The organism is Streptomyces sp. BR1, assembly GCF_052373795.1.
Lineage (GTDB): Bacteria > Actinomycetota > Actinomycetes > Streptomycetales > Streptomycetaceae > Streptomyces.
Genome location: NZ_CM126252.1, coordinates 4,240,345 through 4,259,372 on the forward strand (window position 1 = coordinate 4,240,345; position 19,028 = coordinate 4,259,372).

Sequence of the window (19,028 nt, forward strand, 5' to 3'; positions counted from 1 at the left end):
CGGATCGGCACCCCACACTATGCCGTACCAAGCGCCTTCCGTGCGACGGTGTCGATCACCTTGATCACCGCCCGATCGCCGCGAAGGCGGCCGAAGTCGCCGGAAAATCGCTGGCGGGCGCCCGTAGGCTGGGAGGTATGACCGCAACGGGGGCAGACCACGTCGCCGCGGGGACGACCTCCCGCGGCTGGTGGTGGTGGGAGCGGCGGCGCAGTGCCGTCCTGGACATAGGGCTCGGGCTGGCGTCCGCGTTCGAGTGCGCACTGGAGGGTGTGAAGTTCGCCGGGGACGCGGGGGTTCCCGTTCCGGTCGGGGTGCTGTTCGGCCTGTTCGCCGGGGCCACGCTGGCCGCGCGGCGGCGATGGCCGGTCGCGGTCGTCCTGGTGTCGATCGCGGTGACCCCGGCCAACATGGGCTTCCTGCTCGGCATCGTCGGGCTCTACACGCTCGCCGCCTCCGAGGTGCCGCGCCGGATCACCGCGACGCTGGCCGGAATGTGCCTGGCGGGGACGTTCATCGTCACCTTCGTCCGGATGAACCAGAGCGTCGACGACGGCGCCTTCAGCGGCGGGCGCTGGCTGGTGCCGCTCTTCTCCGGCGTGATGTCGCTCGGCCTGACCGGGCCGCCGCTGCTCCTCGGGCTCTACATAGGCGCCCGCAGACGGCTGATGGAGTCGCTGCGCGAGCGCGCCGACTCACTGGAGCGAGAGCTCTCGCTGCTCGCCGACCGCGCCGAGGAGCGCGCCGAGTGGGCCCGTACGGAGGAACGCACCCGGATCGCCCGCGAGATGCACGACGTGGTGGCCCACCGGGTCTCGCTGATGGTGGTGCACGCGGCAGCCCTCCAGGCGGTGGCCCGCAAGGACCCGGAGAAGGCGGTCAAGAACGCGGTCCTGGTCGGCGACATGGGCCGCCAGGCGCTCACCGAACTGCGCGAGATGCTCGGGGTGCTGCGTACCGGCGAGCCGGTGCGGCGGGCCGAGGCGCCTGTCCCGCTGGCGGCCGTGGCCTCGGCGGCCGCCGCTGCCGCCGCCGCTGCCGAGGAGGGGCCGTGCCTGGCGGACATCGAGGCGCTGGTCGGCCAGTCCCGGGAGGCCGGGATGGTGGTCGAGCTGGCGGTCCACGGAGAGGGGCGCGCGTATGACGCGCTGGTGGAGCAGACCGCGTACCGGGTCGTCCAGGAAGCACTGACCAACGTCCACAAGCACGCGGCGGGCGCCAAGGTGATGGTGCGCCTGGCCCACCGCGAGGACGAGGTCGCCATGCAGATCGAGAACGGCCCGGCCGACGGCGCCACGGCCGACGCCGGGCTGCCCAGCGGCGGCAACGGCCTGGTCGGGATGCGCGAGCGCGTGATGGGCCTGGGCGGTGTGTTCGTGTCCGGTGTGACGGACGCGGGCGGCTGGCGGGTCTCGGCAGTGCTGCCGGACCGGGCGGGCTGCCCGGACTGAACCGCTTCCGTACGTACTCAGCCCGCCGACGTCAGGCGGACCGGCTGGACGCCGGTGACCAGGGTGTTCAGGGCCACGTCCAGATCCGCGCCGAGGTACCAGTCGCCGGTGTGGTCGATGCTGTAGACGCGGCCCTCGGCGTCGATGGCGAGGACGGCCTGCTGCTCGCCCTCCTCGCCGAGCGGGGCGAGTTCCGTCCCCAGGGCGCGGCCCAGGTCCGCGAACGTGCGGGCGAGGTGGAGGCCCGCGACGGGGTCGAAGCGGACGGTCGCGGGGGCGTTGTGGCGCCCGGGCCCCGGCGAGGTCAGCCGCAGCCCGCCGAACTCCGCCCACGCCTCGACGGCGGCCGGGAACACCGTGTGCCGGTGCCCGGCGGGCGAGGCGTGCGAGCGCAGGACGTCGGCCCAGGCCTCGGCCTGCCTGATGTCCCAGCGGCCGGGGTGCCACCCGGCGGCGCGCAGGGCCGCGTCGACGGGGACGGGGAAGCGGGTGGTGGAGACGTCCGGCATCGCGGTCGGTTCAGCCCTTCTCGGCGGGGTCGACGGCACGCACCCCGAAGTGGGCGAGGAGCGCGGTACAGGAGCGGCAGGGCGGCGCGTAGCTGCCGTGCAGCGGGTCGCCGTCCTCGCGGATGCGGCGGGCCGTCAGCTTGGCGTGCTTGAGCGCGCGGCGGGCCTCGCCGTGCGTGAGCGGCTTGCGGGCGGCGCGCTTGGAGCGGCCGGATTCGAGCGCGGCGAGCCGGCGCGAGAGCAGGATCGCCTCCGGGCAGCGGCCGGTGAACCGTTCGCGCTGGCCGCTGGTGAGGGTGTCGTGGAAGTCCTGTACGAGCGGGTGGAGGGCGGGCGGTGCGTCGCCCTTGCCCGCGGTGCAGGTCAGCGTCTCGCCCCGGACGCTCAGTGCGGCGGCGACGGCGGGGAGGATGCCGTCGCGGCGGTGCCGGAGCACGGGCGCGGACGCGGTGGTGGCGCTCCACTGAAGGCGTGGGTCGCCGGTGCGCGGGTCGCCCGTGGCCGTACCCGATATGTCGGTCGTTCCGTGCATGGTGCTGGTTGTCCCTCCCCGTTGCCGACGGGTTCGGCCGCCGGTTGTCAACGCCCCCGTTAACGCCCCGTTGAGGGAACAGACTGCCAAATGTGCCCAGTGGTACGGAAGCTGGGGCACTGCTACGAGAAGGTCCGTGTCGTCACGGTCGTCGCTCGGTGACCTGCTTGTGACAGCTGGTCACAGTGGGGCGGGGACAGAGGTGCGGGGCAGGGACCCGGTATTGCCCCACCGCATAGTCTGGTCCTCACCAGCCAGACGCAGCAGGACGCACGCAGGGGGCATCCGCCATGACGACAGGTCGGCTCGGGCACGCCGCGCCACCCAACGCGGCCTATGCCGGGCAGGTCGTGAACTTCCCGGACCCGGTCCGCGCCGCCCGGCACCCCAGAGGGGTGCGGGTGGACGGGAACGGGCACCCGGACTTCTCCGCGTACGCGCGCGCGGTCGCCGAGATCGCCGAGCCGCCGGAGGGCTTCGGCGTGGACGAGCTGCGGCTGACCGACTACGTGTCGGCCAACGCGGCGCTCGCCGCCGACGGCCACGAGCTGTGGGACACCATCCCGGCGGTCGCCACCCCGCACGGCTGGACCTGGCACCACGTGCCCGGCACCCGCCGGCTCGAACTGGTCCCGGTCGAGGTGAAGGCCCTGCTGCGCCACCACGGCGGTCTGGCGACGGCCGACGTCGACCAGGACAAGCACGGCACCCGCCCGCTCCAGGAGACGCGCCCGGCGCACTTCGGGGTGCCCAAGCACCTGGTCTCGGTCACCGAGTCCCAACTCCTCGGCGTCGAGGAGGACTTGGGCTACCGGCTGCCGGGCGCCTACCGATCCTTCCTGAAGGCGGCGGGCGGCTGCGCCCCCGTCGGCGCGGCGCTCGACGCGGAGCTCGGGCTCCTGGTGGACCAGCCGTTCTTCACGGTGCGGGACGAGGCGGCGGTCAACGACCTCGTCTACATCAACAAGTGCCTGCGCGACCACCTCACCAAGGACTACCTGGGCGTCGCCTTCGTCCAGGGCGGCATCCTCGCGGTGAAGGTCCGGGGCCAGGCGGTCGGCTCGGTCTGGTTCTGCGCGTACGACGACGCGCGCGACCGGGACGGCTGGACCGTGCAGGAGCGCGTGGAGCGCCTGCTGCTGCCCTGCGGGGCCGACTTCGACGAATTCCTGGCACGGCTCGCGGGCAACCCGCCGGAGCTGGAGACCGTGGCGAACCTGATGGTGGACGGCGGCTTCGCGCGCGCCGTGCCGGTGGGGGAGTGAGTGTGATGGTGACCTTCGCCCAGGCGCAGGAGCGCGCGGAAGAGTGGATCAACGGCGATGTGCCCGCGTATCAGCACCGTGAGGTGCGGGTGCGGGAGTTCGAGCTGGGGTTCGTGGTGTGGGCCGAGGACCGCGCCGACGGCCCGTCCTCGGACGGCGGCCGCCAGCGGCTCGTCATCGCCCGAGACAGCGGGGAGGCCACGCTGTGGCCGGGCCTGCCGGTGGGTGAGGTGATCCGCCGTTACGAGGAGGAGTACGGGGTGCCGTCCGACGCCGGGGACGCGGTGCCCGCGCCGCCGCCCGAACGCATCGACCTGAACCAGACGTCGTTCCTGCTGACGCCGCCGGAGTGGTTGCAGGAGGCGGCGGACCGGATCGGGATTCCGGACCGGCGTGGGGAGTCGGTGGGCGGGGGTGCCGGTGTCGGTGCCGGTGCGCCGGTCGGGCCTGCCCGGGCCGAGGCCCCGGGGGCTTCTGTGGCTGGGCCGCAGTCGACGCCCGCGCCCGCCGCGCCCGTGCCTGGGCCGCAGTCGGCGCCCGCGCCCGTGCCCGCCGCGCCCGCTCCTGTGCCGGCGCCGTCGTCCGCGTCGGCTCCCGCGTGGCCCGCGCCGGTTGGCGAGGCGCCTGCCGGGGCGACCCCGTGGGCCGGGACGGACACCAACGCCGGGTCGGACGACGGTTCCGTACCGCTGCCCGCGACCGTGTTCGCGCCGCCGCTGTCGGGCTCGGACGCGGACGACACCCCGCCGCCGAGGGCGTTGCCCGAGGCGAAGACCGCCCTGCTCCAGGGCGGCAGCCAGCTTCCGCCGACGGCGGTGGCCCCGGCCCTGGACCCGCACGCGCCCCGCCCGGGCGCGCCGGTCGGCCAGCCGCCTGCGGGCGTCCCGGGCGCGGCTGTTCCCGGTGCGCCGGTCGGCCCGGGTGCGCCCGTCAATCCGGTCGTCCCCGCCAATCCCGCGACCCCCGCCCCCGTCTCCGCCGCCGACATCGCCGAGGCCGCCACCAGCAAGGCGCCGCCGCCGCGTGCGGCCCGGGGTGCCACTCCGCCGCCTCCCGGTGCGCCCGGTGTGCCCGGGGCTCCGGCCGCGGCGCCTCCGTACGTGGCGACGCAGCTGGTCTCGCAGCTCGGGCCCGACGGACCGCAGCCGCCCGGGCCGCCGGCGCCGCCTCCGCCCGGGGGCGGGGTCCACCACGCCGCGACGATGCTCGCCGACCCCAGCCAGCTGGGCCCGGCCGGACCGGGTGCCCCGCAGCCGCCCGGCCCGCCCGGCGCCCCCGGTGCCGGTCGTCCCGGCGCGCCCCAGCCGCCCGGTCCTCCCGGTGTGCCCGGCGCCCCGCAGCCGCCCGCGGCTCCCGGTACCCCGCCCGGTGGCGACGCCCACTACGCCGCGACCATGCTCGCCGACCCCAGCAAGCTCGGCGGCCGCCCCGGCGCGCCCCAGCCGCCCGCCCCGCCGGGCGCTCCCGGTGCGCCCGGCGCACCCGCTCCCGGTGCTCCCGGTGGCGCGGTGCACCAGGCCGCGACCATGCTGGCCGGTCCCGCCCAGATGGGCCCCGGCGCGCCGCAGCCGCCCGGCCCCGTCCCGCAGGCGCCCGGTCCCGTACCGTCGCCGCCGCCCGCGTACGGCTATCCGCAGCAGCAGCCCACCGGGCTGCCGACGGTCGGGCCCGGCTACCAGGCCGTGCTGCGCTACCGCGCGGCCGACGGGTCCGAGCAGCAGCTCATCCGGCGCTCCGCGCCCGGCATCCCGCACCCCGAGTGGCAGATCTTCCACGAGCTGCGCGGGATGAACGTGCCCCCGGACCACGTCCTGGAGCTGCACACCGAGCTCGCGTCGTGCGAACTGCCCGGCGGCTACTGCGCCCGGATGATCCGGGAGACCTGGCCGCAGGTGCGGATCACCTCCGTCGCCCCGTACGGCACCGACCACGCCTCGCGCCGCCAGGGCGTCCAGCATCTGCTCACCCACCAGGGCGAGCTGGCGCAGGTCGCGGACGGCCCGGCCCGGCCGCAGCCGGTGCGCGCGCCGCTGCCGCAGGTGCAGCCCGCGCCGCCGCTCCCGCCGGAGGGTGTCGCGCACGAACTGGGCGCCGCCTTCGGCCCGCAGGGCGTCTTCCGCTTCGACCAGCGGGCGGTGTCCCGCCAGGGCGTGCCCGAGGTCGTCGCGATGACGCTGATGTGGGCGGGCCTGCCGGTGGACTTCGGACCGTTCTTCTGGGCGCAGGCCGTGCCCGGCCAGCCGGTCCCGACGCTCGCCGAACTCGCCGTGCAGCGCCAGGTGCAGCCCGCGCCGGACGCCGGCTCGTACCTCGTCATGGGCTCCGACTTCGGCCGCGCGATCTGCGTCCAGTACGGCACGGCGAACATCGTCGCGGTGCCGGTGGAGGCGGGCCCGGGCGGCCAGTCGGTGCCGCCGCAGTTCGTGAACTCGGGACTGCCCGAGTTCGTACGGTGCATGGCGCTGCTCGGCAACATGTGGCGCCTTCGGTACGGGCTCAACCCCGAGCAGGCGGGCCGCTGGACGGTCGACTTCCAGGCCCAGCTGGCCGCCCTCGACCCGGCGGCGCTCGCGTCGCCGGAGAGCTGGTGGTCGGTGCTCCTGGAGCAGTTCTGGGACGGCCTGCTCTGATACGTACGTAGTACGTAAAGAGGTTGGTACGACGAGGCGTTCACCGCACCGAGCGGTGGGCGCCTCGTCGCCGTTTCCGGTTCTGCTGCTTATTGGCGCATGCTTGACCGTTACGTATGGGCGGAGTGTCGCGTTATGACCACTTCGCTTCGATCCAGCAGGATGTGCGCCGGAGAGGCCGCAGAGCTCGGAGAGGGACGGCAAGGATGAGTGCAGCGCCTGGGTCACCGCAGTCACCGCAGGGCTTCGCCGTCGCGCGCGGCGGCCGCGGCTACCGGCCCGACCAGGTCGAGCGCCGCCTCGCCGCCGTCGGCGCCGAACGCGACGCCGCGTGGGAGCGGACTGCCCGGCTCACCGTCCTCGCCAAGCGGATGGAGGCCGAGGCGACCGCCCTGCGCGACCGCGTCGCCGCCCTCGCGCCGCAGTCGTACGAGGCGCTGGGCCGCCGCGCCCGCACGCTGTACGCGCTCGCGGTCGAAGAGTCCGACGCGGTACGCGCGACGGCTCACGAGGAGGCGGCGTCCTTGCGTGACACGGCGGACGCGACCGGCCGCCTGGCGCGCGACGAAGCCCGTACGTACGCGGAGGCGGTCCTCGCCGAGGCCGAGGCCCGCGCCCAGCAGACGCTCCTGGCCGCCCGCACCACCGCCGACGACCACACCAGCGAGGCCCGCGCCGAGGCGACCGAGCGCCGCGCCGAGGCGACGGACGCGCTACGCGAGGTCCGCGACCGAGCCGCCAGCACCCTGGCGGACCAGGCGAGGGACCACGCCGAGCGCATCGAGGCCCTGGCCCGCGAAGTGGCCGCGCGAGAGGCCGAGTTGGACACCCGCCACGCCGAACTCCTCGCCCTGGCCGAGGCGGAACTGGCCGAGGCCGAGCGGGTCCTGACCCAGTCCGAGGAGCATGCCCGCCACGGCCAGGAGGACGCGGAGGCGCGCGGCGCGGAACTGATCGCGGCAGCGGGGGTACGGGCCGAACGCATTGCCCGAGAGACGGACCGCATCCTCCGCGAGCACGCGGAGACCCGAGAGGAAACGGTCGAGCACATGGCCCACGTACGCAACAGCCTGGCGGGCCTGACGCCCCGGACGCCTTAAGGGGCGCGGGGAACTGCGCGACAAGCCCAGCACGGTCCGCAGACGAACCGCCTTACAGCCCAGGGTGGATCATCGGCGGGCTCCCGCCAGGATCCACCCCTCCACCGCCTCGTACCGCTGCCGCTGCGCATACACATCGCGCCGGCTCAGGACCGTCCCCAGCCACCCCGCCACGAAGCCGAACGGGATGGACACGATGCCCGTCGTGGTGAACGGGAACCAGTTGAAGTCATGGGTGGGGAAGACGGACTGGGGCGACCCGGACACCAGCTTCGTCCCGGACATCACCACCAGCGTGAACACCGTCCCGCCGATCAGCGTCCACAGCAGCCCCGCCCGCGTATAGCGCCGCCAGAACAGCGTGAGCACCAGCGCCGGGGCGAGCGCGGACGCGCCGAGGCAGAACGAGACGGTGACCAGCGGCTGGAGGTTGTGGTGCTGCGTCGTCGCCGCGAGCAGGAGCGCCGGGATGCCGACGGCGAGCGCGGCGAGCCGGGCCGTGTTCGTCTCGGTCGTCCCCCGCACCCCCGACCGCCCGCGCAGCCCGTGCGCGATCAGGTCGTGGGCGAGCGTGTTGGCGCACGCCAGGGTCATCCCGGAGATCGAGGCGAGCAGGGTCAGGAAGATCGCCGTGGCCACGGCGGTGAACAGCACGGCCCCCGCCGTCGAGGCGTGCGGCCCGATCAGCGCCTGGCTGGTGAGCAGCATGGACGTCTTGCCCTGCGGATCCGCCGCCGTGATGGCGTGGCGCCCCACCACGGCCGCCGCGCCGACGCCGATGACGATCAGCGCCAGGCAGATCACCGCGACCGCCGACACCGCCCAGGACAGCGAGCGCCGCACCGCGCGGGCGTTGGGCGCGCTGTACATGCGCATGGTGATGTGCGGCAGACAGCCCCCGCCGAGCACCACCGTCAGCTCGGAGCTGATCATGTCCAGCTTGTCGCCGCCGAATTGGAGCCCGGAGGAGAGGTACGCAGGCCCCGCGCCGCTGCCCCGCGCGGCCTGGCCGAGCAGCCGCCCGGGGCTCCAGCCGTACCGGTGCAGGATCAGACCGGCGACGGCGAGCGAGGCGGCGGCCAGGACCACAGTCTTGACGGCCTGGATGAAGGCGGTCCCCTTCATGCCGCCGATCGCCGCGTACCCGATCATCAGCAGCCCGAGCATCACGATGATGCCGGTCTTGAACGCGGACGCGTCGAAGCCGAGCACGAACGCGATGAGGTCGCCCGCGCCCGCCAGTTGCACCACCATCAGCGGCAGCAGCGCGGCGAGCGTGACCAGGCACGCGGTGATCCGCACGGCGGGGCCGGGGGTGCGCCGGGTGAGCACGTCGCCCATGGTGAACTGCCCCGCGTTGCGCAGCGGTTCGGCCAGCAGGAACATCAGCAGCACCAGCGAGAGCGCGGTGCTCAGGGTGAGCACGATCCCGTCGTACCCGGTGAGCGCGATGACCCCGACCGTACTGAGCACGGTGGCCGCCGAGATGTAGTCCCCGGCGATGGCGAGTCCGTTACGGAGTGGGGAGAGCGAGCGGGCGCCGGTGTAGTACTCGGTGAGGTCGTCGCGGTCGGGCGCGGTCATCACACAGAGCAGCAGCGTCACGCTGATCACCGTGATGAACGCGATCAGCGACATGGCCTGGGAGTCGGATCCGATCATCGGGCGGCTCCGTCCGTGTACCGCCGGGCGTTCGGCACGGGCCGCTCGGCCTGGTGCCGGATCGCGGCGGCGAGCGGATCGACGGTCCGCTGCGCGGTCCACTCGTACACGGCTATCGCGGCGATCATCACCGGCAACTGGCAGAGCCCGAGCAGCAGCCCGGCGGTGAGCCCACCACTGACCTGATGCCCGAGCAGCCCGGGCTCGTACGCGGAGAGGACGAGGAAGAGCACGAAGTACCCGAGGGCGGTGAACGTGGAGACGCGCCGCAACAGACGGTAGGCGGTGCGCAGTTGGCGGATGTCGGGGGACGACCGGTGATGCGACATCGGCTGCTCCTTGCAGGGGGGCGGCGAGCGCTGGGGAATGGCGGCGAACTTACCGGTCGGTATGGAGTGATGGGGAGCCCTCGGCGTGAAGTTTTCGGCAAGGACTTGTGGTTACCCTGGGTAAGGTTCGAGGTTCGCCTGCGGACCGTGGCGGGTTGCTCGCGCAGTTCCCCGCGCCCCTAAGGGGGTTGGGGCCCGCGCGTCTCGGTGCTGGGGCCCTATAGGGGCGCGGGGAACTGCGCGACAAGCCCCCACCGGCCCGCAGTCGAAAGCGCCGCCTACAACTCCGCCTCGTGCTCCGCGAGCACCGGGAACCGCCGAGGCGCCAGCAGCAGCAAAATCAGCAGCGCCACTACGGCGGCCAGCGCCGCACCCACGTACACGTGATCCACCGCCGTCGCGACAGACCGCCGCAGATAGTCGACGGCCGACTCGCTCAGCCCAGAGGGATGCGCCAGCGCCCGCGAGGCCGAGTCGAGGTCGGTGGGCAGCCCGGCCACGGGCGCGGAGGCCAGACGCCCGGTGATCGTCGCGTTCGCCACCGCCCCGAACAGCGCGGCGCCGACCGACTGCCCCACCTGTCGGCAGAACAGCACGGACGCCGTTGCGGTGCCCCGCTCCGACCAACCCACAGACGACTGCACCGCGATGATCAGCGGGAGTTGGAACAGCCCCAGCGCCCCACCAAGGGCCAGCATGATCAGCGCGGGCTGCCACGCATGCCCCGGGAACGGCAGCAGTGGGAACGCCGCCAGGATCAGCGCCGCCAGCGCGATGCCGATGACGGCCGAGTCACGGAACCCGATCCGCGTGTACACGCGATTGGAGAGCGCGGCCGACACCGGCCAGCTGAGCGTCATCACCGAGAGGACGAAGCCCGCCGCGATGGGGCTGAGGCCGAGCACCGACTGCGCGTACGTCGGCAGGAAGACGGTCGGCGCCACCATCAGCAGCCCCAGCGCCCCCAGCGCCAGATTGACCGCCGCGATACTGCGCCGCCGCCACACCCACCCGGGAATGACGGGCTCGGCGGCCCGCCGCTCGACGACCACCGTGACCACACCAAGAGCGGCGCTCGCGGCGAACAGACCGAGTGAAGGCGCCGACAGCCACGACCAGGCCACCCCGCCCTGGACCAGTGCCGTCAGCAGCAGCGCGCCCGTCGCGAACACGCACAGCGCGCCCGCCCAGTCGATCCGGGGCCGCTCGGCGGGCTTGTCCCTTACGGGCTCGACGAGGTGACGGACGATCAGCCACAGCGCCACCACCCCCACCGGCAGGTTGATCAGGAAGATCCAGCGCCAGTCCGCGTACGAGGCGAGGGCGCCGCCGATAGCCGGTCCGGCCACCGCCGACACCGCCCAGACCGTCGACAACTTCGCCTGGATCTTGGGGCGTTCCTTGAGCGGGTACAGATCGGCCGCGACCGTCTGGACCGTGCCCTGGAGGGCGCCGCCGCCCAGGCCCTGGAAGACCCGGAAGGCGATCAGCGCGGCCATGTTCCAGGCGACCGAGCAGAGCACCGATCCGGTGAGGAACAGGATGATGCCCGCGATCAGCACGGGCTTGCGGCCGAAGGTGTCGGAGAGCTTGCCGTACACCGGCAGGGTGACCGTGACGGCGAGCAGATAGCCGGAGAAGAGCCAGGAGAAGACGGAGAAGCCGCCGAGGTCGCCGACGATCTGCGGGACGGCGGTCGACACGATGGTCCCGTCGAGCGCGGCGAGCGCCATGCCCAGCATCAGGGCCGCGACGACCGGGCCGCGCCCCTTGGCGGGGACGGCGGAGGCCGTCGCGCCGGGTATCGCGTGCGTACTCCCGCCGGACCCGCCGGATCTCCCGCCCCGAGTGGTCACCCCAAGATCCCTTCATGGTGCACGTATTGGGCCGGGTCCACCTTCTCATCCGGGCCCTGAGCGGCGACAGAGACCGGGGCGGGTGGAGGGGTCTCCGGAAGAGGGTGGAGAAGACCCTTACTGATCTCCGCCCTTGGGTGGAGAGCCCCTAGGGGTCACTCCCTACTTGGGGTCGGGTGCCGTTCGTCCTGGCGGAGGACGAGAAGCGGGGGCGCGGTTCTTTAACGTGGTCCTACACCGCGGCCACGGGGGGCGCGGTGGACGGGGTAGGGAAAACCCCCGGTGGAAGACACCGCCGGGCACCAGGGCGCCGGACTCCCGCGCTCGACAGACTCAAGACGTAGACGAAACGACGTACGCCACGACGACGTACGACGCGATCAAGCCGTACGAACGCGATCAGGGCGTACGTACGACGCGTACCGAACTGACTCGCACCGAGGAGAAGAACCGTGACAACGGCTGTGACCATTCCCAGGCACGGGGGTACTGAGGGGCGGACCGCTGTCGCGGCTCGGGCGCGCCAGGTCGTCAAGGCGTACGGGTCGGGGGAGACCAAGGTCGTCGCGCTCGACCACGTCGATGTGGACATCGCCCGCGGGCAGTTCACCGCGATCATGGGCCCGTCCGGCTCCGGCAAGTCCACGCTGATGCACTGCCTGGCCGGGCTCGACACCGTCACCGGCGGGCAGATCTACCTGGACGAGACCGAGATCACCGGCCTCAAGGACAAGAAGCTCACCAAGCTGCGCCGGGACCGGATCGGCTTCATATTCCAGGCGTTCAACCTGCTCCCGACGCTCAACGCGCTGGAGAACATCACGCTCCCGATGGACATCGCGGGCCGCAAGCCCGACCGGGAGTGGCTGGACCGCGTGGTCGAGACCGTCGGCCTGGCCGGCCGCCTCAAGCACCGCCCGACCCAGCTCTCCGGCGGCCAGCAGCAGCGTGTCGCGGTGGCCCGCGCCCTCGCGGCCCGCCCCGAGATCATCTTCGGCGACGAGCCGACCGGAAACCTGGACTCCCGTGCGGGCGCCGAGGTACTGGGCTTCCTGCGCCGCTCGGTCGACGAGCTGGGCCAGACCATCGTGATGGTCACCCACGACCCGGTCGCCGCCTCATACGCGGACCGCGTGCTCTACCTCGCGGACGGCCGGATCGTCGACGAGATGTTCCGCCCGACCGCCGACGCCGTGCTCGACCGCATGAAGGACTTCGACGCGCGGGGGCGGACGTCGTGACCGTGCTCAAGACCTCGATGCGCAACTTCTTCGCGCACAAGGGACGGATGGCCCTCTCGGCCGTCGCGGTCCTGCTCTCGGTGGCGTTCGTGTGCGGCACGCTCGTCTTCACCGACACCATGAACACCACCTTCGACAAGCTCTTCGCCGCCACCTCGGCCGACGTCACCGTCAAGCCGAAGAACGCGAAGGACGACGACCGGCCGCAGACCGGCAAGCCCGAGACGCTGCCGGCCTCGGCCCTGGAGCAGGCGCGCGGCGCGGCCGGGGTGAAGTCCGCCGAGGGCGGCGTCTCCAGCATGAGCGTGACGGTCGTCAACTCCAAGAACGAGAACATGGGTTCCTCCAACGGAGGCCCCACCATCGCGGGCAACTGGACGCAGAACGACCTCAAGGCCATGGAGATCACCTCCGGCCACGCCCCGCGCGGGCCGACCGAGGTGATGGTCGACGCGGACACCGCCGACAAGCACCACCTGAAGATCGGCGACGAGCTGCGCACCATCGCGGTGACCGGCGACTTCACCGCGAAGATCACCGGCATCGCCTCCTTCAAGGTCACCAACCCGGGCGCGGCGATCGTCTACCTGGACACGCCCACCGCCCAGCGTGAACTGCTCGGCCGCACCGGCCTGTTCACCAACATCTCGCTCACCGCCGCCCCCGGCGTCAGTGACGAGCAGCTGAAGCAGAACGTCACCGCCAAGCTCGGCGCCGGGACGTACAAGCTGGAGACGGCCGCCGAGGCCAAGGACTCCGGCCGCGACTCGGTCGGCTCCTTCCTCGACGTCATGAAGTACGCGATGCTCGGCTTCGCCGGAATCGCCTTCCTCGTCGGCATCTTCCTGATCATCAACACCTTCTCGATGCTGGTCGCCCAGCGCACCCGCGAGATCGGTCTGATGCGGGCCATCGGCTCCAGCCGCAAGCAGGTCAACCGCTCGGTGCTGGTCGAGGCGCTGCTGCTCGGCTTCTTCGGCTCGGTGCTCGGTGTGGGCGCGGGCGTCGGCCTGGCCGTCGGCCTGATGAAGCTGATGGGCTCGATGGGCCTGGAGCTGTCCACCGCGGACCTCACCATCAAGTGGACGACCCCGGCGATCGGCATGCTGCTCGGCATCGTCGTCACCGTCCTCGCCGCCTACCTCCCGGCCCGCCGGGCGGGCAAGATCTCCCCGATGGCCGCGCTGCGCGACGCCGGTACGCCGGCGGACGGCAAGGCGGGCATGGTCCGGGCCATCATCGGCCTGGTCCTGACCGGCGCAGGTGCTGCCTCGCTCTACGCGGCGGCGCACGCCGACAAGGCCAGCTCCGGTGCGGGCGTCCTCGGCCTCGGCGTGGTCCTGACCCTCATCGGCTTCGTCGTCATCGGCCCGCTGCTCGCCGGCGGTGTGGTGCGGGTGATCAGCGCGCTGGTGCTGCGGATGTTCGGCCCGGTCGGCCGGATGGCCGAGCGCAACGCGCTGCGCAACCCGCGGCGTACGGGAGCGACCGGCGCCGCCCTGATGATCGGTCTCGCCCTGGTGGCGTGCCTGTCGGTGGTCGGCTCCTCGATGGTCGCCTCGGCCACGGACGAGCTCGACAAGTCGGTCGGCGCGGACTTCATCGTCCAGGCGGGCAACGGCCAGCCGATCGTGCCGCAGGCGGCCGACGCGCTGCGCCGCACCCCGGGCATCGCCCATGTCACCGACTACAAGGCCGTGGACACGAAGATCACCTCGCCCGACGGCAGGACCGGCGATGAGACGCTGTCCGCCGCGAGCCCGACGTACGCCCAGGACCTGCGGCGCGTGATCGTCTCCGGCACGCTGGCCGACGCGTACGGCAAGGACGCCATGTCGGTCGGCGACAAGTTCGCCAAGGACCACAACGTGAAGGTGGGCGACTCGCTCACCGTCGCCTTCAAGGGCGGCAGGACGGCGAAGCTGAAGGTCGCGGCGATCACCTCGGACGACACCAATGTCGACAAGGGCGCGATGTACACCAACGTCACGACCGCCGAGCGCTATCTGCCCGCCGACCGGGTGCCGAAGAACATGATCATGTTCGCCAAGGCGCAGGACGGCAAGGCCAAGGAGGCGTACGCCTCCCTGAAGGACGCCCTCAAGCCCTACCCGCAGTACAAGGTGCAGGACCAGACGGACTTCAAGAAGGACCTGAAGGACCAGATCGGCCAGCTCCTGAACATCGTCTACGGCCTGCTGGCCCTCGCGATCATCGTCGCCGTCCTCGGTGTGGTGAACACCCTGGCCCTGTCGGTGGTCGAGCGGACCCGGGAGATCGGCCTGATGCGCGCCATCGGCCTCTCGCGCCGCCAGCTGCGCCGGATGATCCGCCTGGAGTCGGTGGTGATCGCGCTCTTCGGCGCGCTGCTCGGCCTCGGCCTCGGCATGGGCTGGGGAACGACCGCGCAGAAGCTGCTGGCCCTGGAGGGCATGGGTGTCCTCGACATCCCGTGGCCGACGATCATCACGGTCTTCATCGCCTCGGCGTTCGTGGGCCTGTTCGCCGCCCTGGTCCCGGCCTTCCGGGCGGGCCGCATGAATGTGCTCGGAGCGATCGCGAGCGACTGAGCCGCCGTACGGGGGTCGGCGGGGCGCGCCCCGGGGAGTTCACCGCGAACTCCCCGGGGCCGCTTCATGTCCGGGGCCGGGTCACGTCTGGCGTTCGAGGAGTACGTATCCGTACGCGACACCCGTCATCGCGTACCGGGCGGACGGGTGCAGCTGACGCGCGTACTCCAGCGGGTCGCCCGCCCAGCCCGAGGTGTTGTCGAGCGCGATGTACTCCGGGATCACCCGCCGGGCGTCGCCGACCCACAGGACCCGGCAGCGGGAGGTGAGCCGGGAGATCGGCCCGACGTTCGCCTCGACGGTGGCGCCGTCCGGGATCCGGTCCAACATCCGCTCGCGCGCGCTCACTTCGGTGCTCTTGGTGTACGTGGCCGACTCGGTGAGGGCGGCCAGCGGCAGCGCGGTGGTCAGCGCGAGGGCGGCGGCGGCCGCGGCGGCGGGCAGCTGCCGGGCGTAGGTGCGCAGCCATGGGCGCGGGCTGCGGCGGCCGCTGTCCACGGCGTCGGCCAGCGCCAGCGCCAGGATCGGCATCAGGACCGCGCTGTAGTGCCAGTCGGTCGACCAGTAGTGGTCGTCGGAGGAGAGGAAACGCCAGCCGATCGTCGGCACGGCGGCGAGCATCAGCGGTGAGCGCAGCGCGAGCAGCCCGGTGGGCAGCAGCAGCCACAGCAGGGTGCGCAGCTTGGTGCCGGAGGCGGTGAACGGCCCGGCGCCGCTGGTCTTGCTCCAATAGTCGTACGCGCCGGTCGAGTTGAAGGCCGGTATCACCACCGTGAGGGTCACCGCGACGGCGGCGATCCCGAAGGCGGCGACCCCGGCCGCGTACGCGGCGGTGCGCCGCGAGGTCCGCCGGGCGCGCAGCGCGACCACGGCCGCGAGGGCCGCCACCGTAAGACCCAGGTCCTCCTTGACCAGGACGAGCGGCAGCGCCCAGCAGAGCGCGGCCCGCCAGCGCCGGGCGAGGACCGCTTCGAGCGAGAAGGCGATCAGCGGCACCGCGAAGCAGATCTCGTGGAAGTCGAAATCGGCGGCGCGCTGAAGGCCCCACGACAGTCCGTAGGCGACGCCGAGCGCGAGCCCGGCGCCCCGCCCGAGCAGCCGCGCGGCGGCCCGGGTCACCGGCACCGCCGACAGCGCGAAGAGCGCGGACTGGGCGATCAGCAGCGTGACGGGGGTGGGGAAGAGCCGGTAGGCGGGGGCGAGCAGCGCGGTGACCGGGCTGAAGTGGTCACCGAGGATGTTCGCGCCCGGCCCCTTCAAGTCGGCGACGGGCGCCCGCAGATGGGCATAGCCGCGTATGGCCTGCTCGAAGATCCCGAGGTCCCAGGAGAGCGTCTCCATCCGCCGGAACCGGAGCACGGAGACGGTCGCGTACGCGGCGAACAGCGCGGCGGCGAGGAGGTACGGGTCACGGGCACCGGGTATACGGCGGCGCCCTTTTGATCCTGCTTCGTCGGATATATCGGCGTGCTGAACCCTGTTTTCGGGCAGCGTGAGGAGAGCTCCGTGCACGGTGAGGTCCTTGGGTCAGCGGATGCGGGGCGAGTTCTTCGGGGTGGGGGTGGCGGTCGTGGTGCCCGTCGAGGTCCGGCCGGGCGAGCCGCTCGGTGTCATCGGCGGCGGGTTCGACGCGGACGGGGTGGCGTGGCCGGTCGTGGCGGGAGGGGTGGCGGACAGGTCCGGGCGCCGGGACCCCGGCCGGTTCGACTCGGACCACGACGGTGACTCCGACGGCGGCGCGGGCGACTCAGTGACCTGCCGGGTCGGGGTCGACGGATTGGCCGGAACCGTCGTGTCCGGCCCGCTCTGGAGCCGTACCGCCGCCAACGCACCCGTACCGGCGACCACGCACACGACACACGCGGCGGTCGCGGCCAGATTGCGGCGGCGCCGGCGCAGCCCGCGCTCGGCGACCTTGGCGGGCGGCTGCGGCACCGCGCGCCGCCCGCCGTCGTCGGCGGCCCGCTTCAGGGCCCGGGCCAGCGCCGGATCGCGCTCGGGGCCGTCGCCGGGCGGGACCGGCCTGTTCTCAGACACCTTGCTCCTCCTCGGAGGTGAGGTGGGGCCGCAGCGCGGCGCGCGCACGGGAGAGATGCGTCTTCACGGTGCCGGTGGACAGGCCGGTCTCGGCGGCCACCTGCTCGACGGTGAGATCGCAGACGTAGTGCAGGACGGCGACGCGCCGCTGGCGCTCGGAGAGCAGCCGCAGCGCGTCGACGAGGGCGACCGAGGAGGGGTCGGGGCCGCGCTCGGCCTCGGGGCGGCCGCCGCTGTGCAGCAGCCAGGCCTCACCGGCGCGGCGGCCGCGCCGCCAGCGGCTCACCGCGAGCCGCCAGGCGACGGTGCGGATCCACGCCTCGGGCCCGGCCTCGCGCAGCAGCTTCGCGCGGCGCCCCCAGGCCCGTACGAACGCCTCCTGGACGACGTCCTGGGCCTCGTGGAGGTCGCCGGTCATGAGGTAGAGCTGCCCGACAAGCCGGGTGACCGAGTGAGCGTAGAACTCCTCGAACTCGTCGTCGGTCAAAGCGGCTCCCGTCGGCTGGACAGACCTGTCGGCGGACAGGTCTCACGGGATGTACGCCTGACGGCGGCCGTCCGGTTGACAGGCCGCCGTCATTTTTTTCGGAAGTTCTTCAGAGGGGCGTCAGAGCTGCTGGAGCCCCCGCTTGAGCCGCTTGGCGAGCGGGCGCTCCACGAACCGGTGGACCAGCCAGGCCATCAGCAGCATGAACACGATCAGGCCGCTGACCAGCGGGATCGGCCGCACATACGGGGAGAGCGAGCCGATGATCTCCCAGCCGATGTACTCGTGGAGCAGATAGAGGGGATAGGTCAGCGCGCCCGCGTACGGCAGCCAGCGCCACTGGATCCGGTTCAGCTTCCCCGTCGCGACCAGGCCCATGATCGCGAAGCACGCGGCGATCACCAGGGGCACCGGCCAGTACGGCATGGGGTGCGCCAGGCGCTGCTGCGAGTGGTGCCACGTGGCATGGGCGGCGGGCAGCGCGGCGGCGGCGCAGAACAGCACGATGCCGGTGAGCATCAGGTTCGGCCGGAACCGGTACATCAGATAGAACGCGACACCGGCGATGAAGTACCAGCTGTTGTCCGGCATCACGATCATCCGGAGCGTGCTGTCGTCGGACTGGTAGGTGAGCGCGCTGGCCACCGCCCAGACGGAGCAGAAGACGAGCAGGCGGCGGTAGGTGAGCCCGCGCCAGGCGACCACTGCGAACAGCAAATAGAACCGGAGTTCGGCGAAGAGGGTCCAGTAGACGCTGTCCACGTGCTCGACGCCGAGCGGCTCCTGGAACATCGTCAGATTCGTGGCGACGTCGGAGAGCGAGAGCGGCCTCATCCCGCCCGGAACCGCCGCCACCACGATCGTGGTCGCGATCACCGCGAACCAGTACGCCGGGTAGAGCCGCACCACGCGCGAGACGAAGAACGACTGCAGTGGTTTGCCCCACGTGCTCATACAGATGACGAAGCCACTGATGAGGAAGAAGAGCTGTACGCCGAGCCAGCCGTAGGCGGAGACCGCGTAAGTGGCCGGGAACCGGGCCCTGGAGTCTGTTTCCGGCCATCGTCCGCTGAGCGCCATGTAGTGGAACATCACCACGGTGAGGGCGGCGAGGAGACGCAGTCCGTCGAGCGCGTAGATACGGCTCGGCCGGGCCCCCTCGACGGCGGGGCCGGTGCGTTGCTGGGTGCCGGTGCTCGGGAGCGCCGGCTCGGGCTGAAGGAGCGCTGTCCGCGCCTGGTCGGGCATGTCGAGCGGGTTCCCCTCGGGCACTGATGTCATGGCCTGCGCCGCGACGCCGCCGTCTGGCTCGGGGCGAAAGGCACGTCCGCCGGAGCCTATGGCGTTCCACAAGATTTG

At 72.5% G+C, this 19,028-nt stretch carries 15 protein-coding genes; 6 read left to right on the top strand and 9 right to left on the bottom strand.

Translation table 11 applies throughout. The annotated features are described in order from the left end of the window. Positions 1-137 precede the first annotated feature (137 nt). Complete coding sequence (locus ACT1U9_RS18545; protein WP_444533837.1) at positions 138-1,451, top strand: sensor histidine kinase; 1,314 nt, start codon at positions 138-140, stop codon at positions 1,449-1,451. Between the two features lie 17 nt (positions 1,452-1,468). Here the strand turns inward: ACT1U9_RS18545 and ACT1U9_RS18550 are convergent, their stop codons facing one another. Both ACT1U9_RS18550 and ACT1U9_RS18555 read right to left on the bottom strand, forming a co-directional pair. Further along, a complete protein-coding gene (locus ACT1U9_RS18550) occupies positions 1,469-1,960 on the bottom strand; it encodes an SUKH-3 domain-containing protein (RefSeq protein ID WP_444533838.1) in 492 nt (163 codons plus the stop codon). Between the two features lie 10 nt (positions 1,961-1,970). Then, positions 1,971-2,492, bottom strand: a complete 522-nt coding sequence (locus ACT1U9_RS18555; protein WP_444533839.1) for a YwqJ-related putative deaminase — start codon at positions 2,490-2,492, stop codon at positions 1,971-1,973. Between the two features lie 290 nt (positions 2,493-2,782). Here ACT1U9_RS18555 and ACT1U9_RS18560 point away from each other — a divergent pair, with 290 nt between their 5' ends. The 3 genes from ACT1U9_RS18560 to ACT1U9_RS18570 all read left to right on the top strand — a co-directional run bounded on the left by ACT1U9_RS18560 (position 2,783) and on the right by ACT1U9_RS18570 (position 7,487). Then, positions 2,783-3,757 (top strand): SMI1/KNR4 family protein, encoded by a 975-nt coding sequence (locus tag ACT1U9_RS18560; protein WP_444533840.1) that lies wholly within the window; start codon positions 2,783-2,785, stop codon positions 3,755-3,757. Between the two features lie 5 nt (positions 3,758-3,762). Then, positions 3,763-6,387: an SUKH-4 family immunity protein gene (locus ACT1U9_RS18565; protein WP_444533841.1), complete on the top strand. Its 2,625-nt coding sequence runs from the start codon at positions 3,763-3,765 to the stop codon at positions 6,385-6,387. Positions 6,388-6,593: 206 nt separating this feature from the next. Next, a complete protein-coding gene (locus tag ACT1U9_RS18570) occupies positions 6,594-7,487 on the top strand; it encodes a cellulose-binding protein (protein WP_444533842.1) in 894 nt (297 codons plus the stop codon). 69 nt (positions 7,488-7,556) lie between these two features. On the opposite strand, the gene ACT1U9_RS18575 is transcribed toward ACT1U9_RS18570, so the two are convergent. The 3 genes from ACT1U9_RS18575 to ACT1U9_RS18585 form a co-directional block, all read right to left on the bottom strand. Beyond that, positions 7,557-9,149 (bottom strand): sodium/solute symporter, encoded by a 1,593-nt coding sequence (locus tag ACT1U9_RS18575; RefSeq protein WP_444533843.1) that lies wholly within the window; start codon positions 9,147-9,149, stop codon positions 7,557-7,559. After that, on the bottom strand, positions 9,146-9,478 hold the full coding sequence (locus ACT1U9_RS18580; RefSeq protein ID WP_444533844.1) for a DUF485 domain-containing protein: 333 nt from the start codon (positions 9,476-9,478) through the stop codon (positions 9,146-9,148). The genes ACT1U9_RS18575 and ACT1U9_RS18580 overlap by 4 nt, the downstream gene beginning before the upstream one ends. Before the next feature lie 278 nt (positions 9,479-9,756). Beyond that, positions 9,757-11,334: an MFS transporter gene (locus ACT1U9_RS18585; RefSeq protein ID WP_444533845.1), complete on the bottom strand. Its 1,578-nt coding sequence runs from the start codon at positions 11,332-11,334 to the stop codon at positions 9,757-9,759. Positions 11,335-11,786: 452 nt separating this feature from the next. Here ACT1U9_RS18585 and ACT1U9_RS18590 point away from each other — a divergent pair, with 452 nt between their 5' ends. Next, complete coding sequence (locus ACT1U9_RS18590) at positions 11,787-12,575, top strand: ABC transporter ATP-binding protein (protein WP_444533846.1); 789 nt, start codon at positions 11,787-11,789, stop codon at positions 12,573-12,575. Then, complete coding sequence (locus tag ACT1U9_RS18595) at positions 12,572-15,145, top strand: ABC transporter permease (protein ID WP_444533847.1); 2,574 nt, start codon at positions 12,572-12,574, stop codon at positions 15,143-15,145. The genes ACT1U9_RS18590 and ACT1U9_RS18595 overlap by 4 nt, the downstream gene beginning before the upstream one ends. 81 nt (positions 15,146-15,226) lie before the next feature. Here ACT1U9_RS18595 and ACT1U9_RS18600 read toward each other — a convergent pair whose 3' ends face one another. From ACT1U9_RS18600 to ACT1U9_RS18615, 4 genes are all read right to left on the bottom strand, one after another. After that, positions 15,227-16,606 (bottom strand): DUF2079 domain-containing protein, encoded by a 1,380-nt coding sequence (locus tag ACT1U9_RS18600; protein ID WP_444539169.1) that lies wholly within the window; start codon positions 16,604-16,606, stop codon positions 15,227-15,229. Between the two features lie 66 nt (positions 16,607-16,672). Further along, positions 16,673-17,182, bottom strand: coding sequence for a hypothetical protein (locus ACT1U9_RS18605; RefSeq protein WP_444533848.1), 510 nt, complete (start codon positions 17,180-17,182; stop codon positions 16,673-16,675). Further along, positions 17,175-17,669, bottom strand: coding sequence for a SigE family RNA polymerase sigma factor (locus tag ACT1U9_RS18610; RefSeq protein WP_444533849.1), 495 nt, complete (start codon positions 17,667-17,669; stop codon positions 17,175-17,177). The genes ACT1U9_RS18605 and ACT1U9_RS18610 overlap by 8 nt, the downstream gene beginning before the upstream one ends. A gap of 120 nt (positions 17,670-17,789) precedes the next feature. After that, complete coding sequence (locus ACT1U9_RS18615; protein WP_444533850.1) at positions 17,790-18,950, bottom strand: acyltransferase family protein; 1,161 nt, start codon at positions 18,948-18,950, stop codon at positions 17,790-17,792. Between the last annotated feature and the right edge of the window lie 78 nt (positions 18,951-19,028).